Origin of the sequence: Sulfuricurvum sp. (assembly GCF_049305995.1) — a bacterium.
GTDB lineage: Bacteria > Campylobacterota > Campylobacteria > Campylobacterales > Sulfurimonadaceae > Sulfuricurvum.
In genome coordinates, this window is sequence record NZ_JBAQPS010000147.1 from 1 (window position 1) to 2955 (window position 2955).

Below are 2955 nucleotides of genomic sequence, written 5' to 3' on the forward strand. Positions count from 1 at the left end.
GAAAAAAGTCAGCCATCTGTTCAAACAACTCAGGCAAAGGCCCGCCAAAACCCATTTGAAGCTATGATGCTCCAAAAAATAAATCAACAAAATGGTACAAACTTTACTACCATGCAGGAAGTGCAACAATACGCGGCACAACAAAAAAATAAATAGCTGGAAACTATCATGATAGATAATAAAAATATTCCATGGGGTGATATTGGTTGGGTAGGTTCTATTATTGGTGTATGGTATTTCACCATTTTTCCATTTAATGGTACCTATACGATGAATGAAATTAATATGAATTTTTTTGCAATTGTCATGCTATTTACAATTGTGTTCGCACATGTTCTCAATATGGTAGAAGATCATCGGCTAGCTTTACTTGCTTCCCTAGGCGGTATACTGGAATTACTTGCGTGGGAAAGGATGATGGAATTTACTATCGGTGCTACCGTTATTTTATTGTCTATGATCATAATATTTTTGGTTTCATACAAAAACTATCCTAGACCCATCCAATAAAAATAATGTTTTACAGCACTCTTTCCATCACAATCTTATCGAGTTGCTTTTCAGAAAGCGACTCCAAATCACTTTTATCGTAAATATAGAGATAGGTGAGTGTTCCTTCTTCTATTTTCAAATAGCTGATTAGCCTATATCCGCTACTTTTACCTTTATTCTTGTCGGAGTTGGCGATTCTGACTTTGTAAACGTTTTTTCCGAGATGTATACCCAGTTTTGATACGTCATCGAGATCATCGCCAAACGCTTCTATATCAGACTCAATATTTTTAAATCGTTTATACAAAGTATCAATGAGCTTTTCAAACAATTTTGTTTTTTGGATTTCGTATCCGAGCTTTGTTTTCATAGCGTGACGATTTTACCCGTCTTGGTCACATTCCCATTTTTTAAATCTTCAAAAGACTGCTGTATGAGTTTTTTATGTTTTTCTAACTCACTATCTACCGCACTTTTAGAAATGACAACTTCATTTTTAGGAAGATGGGATAATAGACTGTAAATATGTTCGGCAATCGTATCGTTTTTACATTTAATGGTTAATGTTTGCATTATTAAACCTTTTTCAGGAGTGAGAGAAAATTATAGCGTAGAATCTACTTCTTAAATCTAAATCCTAATTTTTCGAGTGCTTCATGTACTTTTGGGGCAATATCGCCTTGAAATTCCATCCAGAACTCTTTATATGCCCCGCCGCACGCAAGCGATTTTTTCAATGTGGTGAGAACCTTTTGTGCATCTTCTTCACTCAGGCTGAAAGAGCCGACAAGCGTCACCGCTTTCCCGCGACGTTTCTCTTTTTGTAAAACAAGGCGGTGCGCAGAAGGCTCAAGGATTGTGAATGCTTTTGCAGTGGTTTCCTCCTCCATACTCCACCCCTCATTCCATGAAGCTCCGAGATCAAGAGAGAGTTTCGTTCCGCGACTCATTGAACCTCTCCGCAGTATTCGAACCGTTTTACCCCGTTTGGTAAAATTTCAATAAACATTTTAAAGGGGCGAACCCATAATCCTCTCTCTCCGTACAAAGGGCGATAAACCACAAGTTGCTCGGAAGTTTCAGAGTGCTTGGCTACACCGATCACCTCATAGTGCTTCCCTTTATAATGGCGGTAAAGTCCGCTTTTAAGCACACGTCACCTTTTGAACCAACGCACTGATCCCCTCTTGCTCCATCAATTCCCCTTTATTCGCTTTAGAGAGGATCGGATTCATGCAGTATTTATCATTATCATATACCACAACAATCACTTCATCACCCTCTCTAATGAAATTGGTTTCACCAAAATGGGTATAGCGAGTCGCGCCGATACTAATGATTGCTTGTGTTGGATTATGAGCTTCTTTGAGATATGATTTGATCGCTTCTAACGGGCCGAAATCGATCTGAGAGTTGATCTGGTTTTTCATCCAATCAATGAGCTTTCCGTAAAAGAAACTGTACCCGGTGAGTTCAACATCTTCGCCATAGCGCATCAGCATCCCCTCACGACGTAAAAAAGAGGCGATGCGGTATCTCTCCATCACACCCCCCTTTCCAAACGTATCGATCGGGATCAGAGTAGATGATATCCCCTTAGAAGCCTCACCCCAGTTTTTCTTGTGACTGATTTTTGCAGCTCCCTCGACGCGGAGGGAACAATCGTTATAGGCACCGAAAAATTTAGGGGTGATGTTGGTGATATTTCCCTCATCATCATAGGCAAGATCGCAGATAAGTGCCACTTCGGGTTCAGGCTGAACATTGCACGCTTCATGTGGGAGGAGAATGGTATCATGGCTGATCGGATAGACCCCCAGCTGCCCTGTACGTCCCGGGATATAAAAAGGGAACATCCCCTTGGGACCGTTTGGATCTTCGGTTATGACATCTTTGAAATCAGCACTCTCCCCTGCTTGTTCGAGATGGAGTGCAAAATTACCCGCAACCCCTAATCCAACAAAGTTTTTGTAATCATTCATGTTTTTATCCCTTCCCGTCATTCCCGACCTGATCGGGAATCCAGCTAGATTCCCGCCTTCGCGGGAATGACAAAAATTTACAGTGACCCGTTCGCTTTTGCCTCGGCAAACTCTTCGTACGAACCTTTGAAATCGATATAGGTGCCATCAAGGTGCAATTCAATGATACGATCGGCAAACGCATCGAGCAACTCACGGTCATGACTCACACAAATAACATTACCTTCAAAATCGAGCAACGCTTCACCGAGTGCAATAATCGCTTCGAGGTCAAGGTGATTGGTAGGCTCATCGAGTACGAGGAAATTCCCCCCCTCCAACATCATCTTAGAGAGCATCATACGATGTTTTTCTCCCCCTGAAATCTTCTCAACGCTTTTCTCGTGCTGTTCGCCGTTGAAGAGCATACGTCCCAAACAGTTACGAATTTCCGAGATTTCACGTTTCGGATCAAACCCGCGAAGCCAGTCGTAGAGAGTAC

The 2955-nt window shown here is 41.8% G+C and carries 7 protein-coding genes; 1 reads left to right on the top strand and 6 read right to left on the bottom strand.

From position 1 onward, the window contains the following. Positions 1 to 168: 168 nt before the first annotated feature. A complete protein-coding gene (locus WA010_RS04975; RefSeq protein WP_422556043.1) occupies positions 169 to 510 on the top strand; it encodes a hypothetical protein in 342 nt (113 codons plus the stop codon). Positions 511 to 520: 10 nt separating this feature from the next. On the opposite strand, the gene WA010_RS04980 is transcribed toward WA010_RS04975, so the two are convergent. The 6 genes from WA010_RS04980 to WA010_RS05005 form a co-directional block, all read right to left on the bottom strand. Beyond that, on the bottom strand, positions 521 to 862 hold the full coding sequence (locus WA010_RS04980; protein WP_422556044.1) for a type II toxin-antitoxin system RelE/ParE family toxin: 342 nt from the start codon (positions 860 to 862) through the stop codon (positions 521 to 523). Further along, complete coding sequence (locus tag WA010_RS04985; protein ID WP_422556045.1) at positions 859 to 1065, bottom strand: hypothetical protein; 207 nt, start codon at positions 1063 to 1065, stop codon at positions 859 to 861. Before WA010_RS04985 ends, WA010_RS04980 begins: the two co-directional genes overlap by 4 nt. 44 nt (positions 1066 to 1109) lie before the next feature. Next, the gene (locus WA010_RS04990; protein WP_422556046.1) at positions 1110 to 1442 is read right to left on the bottom strand and encodes a translation initiation factor; all 333 of its coding nucleotides are present in this window, start codon (positions 1440 to 1442) and stop codon (positions 1110 to 1112) included. Further along, positions 1439 to 1645 carry a DUF1653 domain-containing protein gene (locus WA010_RS04995; RefSeq protein WP_422556047.1) on the bottom strand — a complete coding sequence of 69 codons (207 nt, stop codon included), beginning with the start codon at positions 1643 to 1645 and terminating at the stop codon, positions 1439 to 1441. The genes WA010_RS04990 and WA010_RS04995 overlap by 4 nt, the downstream gene beginning before the upstream one ends. After that, on the bottom strand, positions 1638 to 2474 hold the full coding sequence (locus WA010_RS05000; RefSeq protein WP_422556048.1) for a DUF5718 family protein: 837 nt from the start codon (positions 2472 to 2474) through the stop codon (positions 1638 to 1640). Before WA010_RS05000 ends, WA010_RS04995 begins: the two co-directional genes overlap by 8 nt. Before the next feature lie 77 nt (positions 2475 to 2551). After that, on the bottom strand, positions 2552 to 2955 hold a 404-nt coding region (locus tag WA010_RS05005), incomplete at its 5' end, for an ATP-binding cassette domain-containing protein (protein ID WP_422556049.1).